We start from the raw sequence: 4,915 nt of genomic DNA, 5'->3' as shown, positions 1-4,915 counted from the left end.
AAGCTGAAGCGTGCGCCGTGCCCGGGGCCGTCGCTGGCCGCGCTGACGCGACCGCCGTGGGCCTCCACGAGTGCCCGGGTGATCGCCAGCCCGATGCCGCTTCCCCCGCCGTGTCGGCCGCGGGCGGAGTCCACGCGGTAGAAGCGGTCGAAGAGGTGATCCAGGTGGTGCGCGGCCACGCCCTCGCCGGTGTCGGTGACAGTGACGGACACCCGCCTCAGAGCCACCGTGTCGGTGCCGGACGTCCTGGTGCCGGTGTCCGCGGGGAGCAGGCTGGTGCTGACGGTGACGGAACCACCGGCAGGGGTGTGCCGAAGTGCGTTGTCCAGCAGGTTCCCCAGTACCTGGCCCATGCGGTCGACGTCCACGGTGACCTCGGCGTCGACGAGGTCGCGGGCGGTGAGCTCCACCTCCTTGTCCGCGAACCGCTCCCGGGCGGCGTCGAGGGCGCTCCCCACCAACCCGGCGATGGTGGTGGGGACCGGATGGAGGCGGGTCAGGTGCTCCTCGACGGCGGAGACGGCCACGATGTCCGACGCCAGGCGTTCGAGTCGGCGGGTGGCCGTCCACAGCACCTCCCTGGTGTCGTCGTCGTAGTCCCGCACACCGTCGTCGACGGCCTCGAGGTAGGAGTCGATCGTGGCCAGCGGGGTGCGCATCTCGTGACCGAGGTCGGCGAGCATCCGGCGTCGCGTGGTGTCGGTGGCGTCGAGTCGCCGGGCGAGTTCGTTGACGCTCGTCGCGAGGTCGTCGAACTCCCGCCCCAGCTCGGGGCTCGCGACGCGCGTGTCGTAGCGCCCGCCGGCGATCTCGGCGGTCGAGGCGGTCACCACCGCGACCGAACGCTGGACCCTGCGGGTGAGGTACCAGCTCGCCAGCAACGCCAGGAGCACCGCGACGCCCACCGCCAGCCCCCACGCCAGGACGATCGAATCCGTGAACGCCTCCTCGACGTGGGCGGCCTCCGCGGAGTCGTGCTCGATCCCGGCCTGCCCGAGGTGGTCGTGGAAGATCTCGGGCGCCAGCACCGAGGCGACGAGCCAGGCGCTCCCCGCGCAGCCCACCACCACCCCGGCCATGACCACCAACAGACGCGTCCCGAAACTCGCCCCTGCGAGCCGGCCGCGCCGCACCTCACCGACGGCGCCGCCGCTCACCGCCCGGGTCCCATCCGGTAGCCCACGCCGCGGACCGTGCGGACGTAGCGACCCCGCGTGGCCTCGTCACCGAGCTTGCGGCGCAGGTGCGCGACGTGGACGTCCACCAGGTGGTCGTCGCCCACCCAGTTCGGGCCCCACACCCTCTCGATCAACTGGGATCGGGTGAACACGACACCCGGGTCGCGGGACAGGGCGGCGAGCACGTCGAACTCGGTGCGGGTCAGGGCGATGGCCCGCCCGTCGACGCTCACCTCGCGACCGGCCACGTCGATGGTCAGATCCCCGATCCTCCGCAGACGCGCGTCCACCGGGCTGCTGCCCGCGGACCCGGCGGCGGCCACGTCGTCGTCGTACCCGGTCACGGGACCCCGCGGTCTGCGCAACATCGCCTGGATCCTGGCCATGAGCTCGCGGGGGCTGAACGGCTTGGTCATGTAGTCGTCCGCGCCGACGGACAGCCCGATCAGTGTGTCGACCTCGTCGGTCCGGGCGGTGAGCATCACGACGTACGCGTCGGAGTGCGCCCTGATCCGCCGGCACACCTCGACCCCGTCCAGCCCCGGCAACCCCAGGTCCAGGACGATCACGTCCGGGTCCACCGACCGGGCGAGCGTGACCGCCTCGGCACCGTCGCCGGTGACGGTGACCTCGAATCCGTCGCGACGGAGGTACGAGGCGACCAGGTCGGCGAGGGACTGCTCGTCGTCGACGACCATCGCCCGCAACCCCGTGGGCGGGCGCGGCACGGGACCGGGTGCACCGGCCTGTCCGTGGTCGCCAGGGCTGGGGGTCATGGGTCCCATCATCGCGCCCCGCCTGCGGATCCGCCGCCCCCGCGACGGCCTTGACCAAACCTTCACACGACCTCCATCCGGAGCGCCGGACCCGACGGGCAGGATGGTTCCCAGCAGTCCGGGCGCCCGGCCGCTCCGTTCGAAAGGACCTCGACGATGACCAGCAGGATCTTCCTCGCCGCCGCAGCCGTGGCCGTCCTCACGCTCTCCGCCTGTGCCGACGACGGCGACGACACGACGGCCACGACGCCGGCCACGACCACCACCGCCGAGGACGGCGCTCCCGCGACCACCGAGGAGGGCGACGCGTCCGAGCACTCCGCCGCCGACGTGCGGTTCGCGCGGATGATGATCCCGCACCACGAGCAGGCCATCGAGATGAGCGACATCATCCTGGCCAAGGAGGGTGTCCCCGACGACGTCCGCGAGCTGGCCGAGGAGATCAAGGCCGCGCAGGGCCCGGAGATCGAGCAGCTCGGCGAGTGGCTCGAGGAGTGGGGCGAGCCCGGCATGGGCCGCGGCGATCATGGCGACCACATGGGCGATCACATGGGCGACCAGATGGGTGACGCCGGCGAGATGCGCATGATGGACGGGATGCTCTCGCCGGAGGAGATGCAGGAGCTGGCCGACGCCGAGGGCACCGACGCCGCGCGGTTGTTCCTGGAGCAGATGATCGTCCACCACGAGGGCGCGATCGACATGGCCGAAGACCAGGTGTCCGGCGGCACGCACCCGGAGGCGGTCGAGCTGGCCCAGACCATCATCGACACCCAGCAGCGGGAGATCGATCAGATGCGCGAGATGCTCGCCGGCCTGTGACCGTGACGAGTGCCCTGACGACTGTTCCCCGCCCGTCCGCGCGCCGTCGCGCCCTGCTCGCGGCCGTGGTCGCGGGATCGTTGGGGCTGACCGCCTGCACCTCGGCCGGGCCGGAACCGGACTCCACCTCCGACCGGGCCGCGGCCACCCTCGTCGAGCGACACGGCCTCGAGGGGTTGGACGCCCGGCAGGTGATCGAGCGGCTCGACACCATGCCCGTGGCCGAGCGGCCCGACGACCTGTGGGCTTCCGTCGAACCGGACCAGCTGGTCCTGAGCGACCCCACCGGCGACCTCGAGGAGGCGGCGCTGCCGATGCCGGCCGACGAGTTCTACCTCTCCGTGGCCCCGTACCGGACCTTCACGCACGACTGCTTCTTCCACAGCCTCACCACGTGCCTCGGGGAGCTCGGCGGCGAGACCGTGCAGGTGACCGTGACGGACGGGGCGACCGGGCAGACCGTGCTCGACGAGACCCGCACGACCTACGACAACGGCTTCGTGGGCCTGTGGCTCCCGCGCGACCTCACCGGCACCCTGACGATCGCGCACGAGGGCGACTCGACGACCTCGCCCGTCTCCACCGGCGACGACGACCTGACCTGCCTGACCACGATGCAGGTGGCGTAGGCGCCGCACCCGTCACACCGACTCAGCTGCACCATGGGGCGACCCGCCATCCGGTTCACACCCGCGACACGCCGCCGGATTTGACGCAATAGATCCCGGGCCGGCCGCGTTGCAGGACGGGAGCTTCCTCCCCTCAGCGCCCGGTCAATCGAGCGCCCTGTCCCGGTGGATCCGCGTCGACCGGCCGGTTCTGTACCTGCAGCCCGGGGCGTCGGCCGAGGTGGTCGCGACGATCTCCGTGCCCGCCGAGGCCCCGGATGCCGAGCAGTACGCGGTGATCTGGGCGTCCCACACCTCCGCGTCCCCGGGCGGGAGCGCGACCGGATCGGGTACTGGGTCGGTGGGCTCAGCGGGGTCGGTGGGGTCGGAGGCCGGATCGCTCGGGTCGGTCGGGTCCTCCGGGGGCGGTTCGGGCTCGCACGAGGCCGGCCTCGACCGGATCTCCCGCGTCGGGGTCCGCGTCTACCTCTCCACCGGCGCGGGCGACGACCCCGGGTCGGGTTTCGAGATCGTCGATCTCCGGCCGGTCTGGACCGCGCTCGGGGTGGCCGCCTTCCTCGCGACCGTGTCCAACACGGGACGACGGGCGATCGACGTGGCCGGCACCCTCGACCTCACCGGCGGGCCCGGCGGGTTGGCGACCCCACCGATCGCAGCGGAGCCCGTCACGATCGCTCCCGGCGAGACGGCCGAGGTCCGATTCCCGCTGTCGGCGGACCTGCCGGTCCCCGCCGGCGAGTGGAACGCGACCGTCGCTCTGGCGAGCGGCGCCGAGAAGCAGACGCGAGCGCAGGACCTCACCCTTCCCTCGCCTGACGACGGACCCACCCCGGACGCGTGGACCGGTGCCACCTCCGCCACGGTCCGCCCCCTGGGGGCCGGTGTGGCACTGGTGAGCCTCCTCGCGGTGCTGCTCGTCTGGTTACTCGTCCACAGACGCCGGGAGAGCGGTGGCTCGTAGGGGTAGACCCTGACGACCCGGCCGGGCGCGCTGCAGGGGTCCCCCGATCTTCTCCCGGATTTCCGTTCCGCCCCGGGTGAGCGGCGCGCGGCCGCGGCTAGGGTGACCCCGACGTCAGTCGAGTCGCCTCTCCCGCACCGTGAAATGAGACGCCATGAACGAGCAGTTCCCCTACCGGCCCGACGAGTCCTCGGACGCCGGTCGGGACCGCCTTCCGGCGCCCACGGACCAGTTCGCCCCCATCCAGAGGTTCCCCCCTGAGCAGTTCCCGACGGAACGGTTCCCGACGGAGCAGTTCCCGACCCGCCCGGCCGCCGGGCCCGCCGAACCCCTGGCGCACGAGGGCGGTCTGCCCTACGGCAACTCACCCGCCGCGCCGTACCGCCCTGACCAGGACTTCGCCCCCCGGCATCTGGGAGCGCCACCCGCGTTCGACAACGACCCCTTCGTTCCCGGCCCGTACCGGCCGTACCTGCCGCAGCACCTCATGCCGCAGCACGTCATGCCCCAGCAGTACCCTCCCCAGCCCTTCATGCCGCAGCCCTTCAT

5 protein-coding genes and 1 pseudogene are annotated in these 4,915 nt (G+C 72.4%); 4 read left to right on the top strand and 2 right to left on the bottom strand.

From position 1 onward, the window contains the following. Positions 1–1,079: HAMP domain-containing sensor histidine kinase (locus G6021_RS06830; RefSeq protein WP_187700512.1), on the bottom strand; the 1,079-nt coding region annotated here is incomplete at its 3' end. A 74-nt stretch (positions 1,080–1,153) separates the two neighbouring features. Then, positions 1,154–1,876: a response regulator transcription factor gene (locus G6021_RS06825; protein ID WP_182640917.1), complete on the bottom strand. Its 723-nt coding sequence runs from the start codon at positions 1,874–1,876 to the stop codon at positions 1,154–1,156. A gap of 234 nt (positions 1,877–2,110) precedes the next feature. On the opposite strand from G6021_RS06825, the gene G6021_RS06820 reads away from it, so the two are divergent. The 4 genes and pseudogenes from G6021_RS06820 to G6021_RS06805 form a co-directional block, all read left to right on the top strand. Next, entirely contained in the window at positions 2,111–2,776 is a 666-nt protein-coding gene (locus G6021_RS06820; RefSeq protein WP_182640915.1) for a DUF305 domain-containing protein, read from the top strand. Positions 2,777–2,778: 2 nt separating this feature from the next. Beyond that, the gene (locus tag G6021_RS06815; protein ID WP_238556361.1) at positions 2,779–3,405 is read left to right on the top strand and encodes a CueP family metal-binding protein; all 627 of its coding nucleotides are present in this window, start codon (positions 2,779–2,781) and stop codon (positions 3,403–3,405) included. 109 nt (positions 3,406–3,514) lie between these two features. Continuing rightward, on the top strand, positions 3,515–4,366 hold the full coding sequence (locus tag G6021_RS06810; protein WP_182616031.1) for a hypothetical protein: 852 nt from the start codon (positions 3,515–3,517) through the stop codon (positions 4,364–4,366). Positions 4,367–4,520: 154 nt separating this feature from the next. Then, positions 4,521–4,915 (top strand): annotated as a pseudogene (locus tag G6021_RS06805) (hypothetical protein); the annotation flags it as partial.

Source organism: Dietzia sp. CW19 (assembly GCF_014145265.1).
Lineage (GTDB): Bacteria > Actinomycetota > Actinomycetes > Mycobacteriales > Mycobacteriaceae > Dietzia > Dietzia natronolimnaea.
The sequence above is the reverse complement of the archived record's forward strand: the minus strand, read 5'-3'. Positions and strand labels throughout refer to the sequence as shown.

Coding starts and splice junctions, on each gene's coding strand:
- G6021_RS06825 (WP_182640917.1), bottom strand. CDS start 1,876: ATGGTCGTCGACGACGAGCAGTCCCTCGCCGACCTGGTCGCCTCGTAC.
- G6021_RS06820 (WP_182640915.1), top strand. CDS start 2,111: ATGACCAGCAGGATCTTCCTCGCCGCCGCAGCCGTGGCCGTCCTCACG.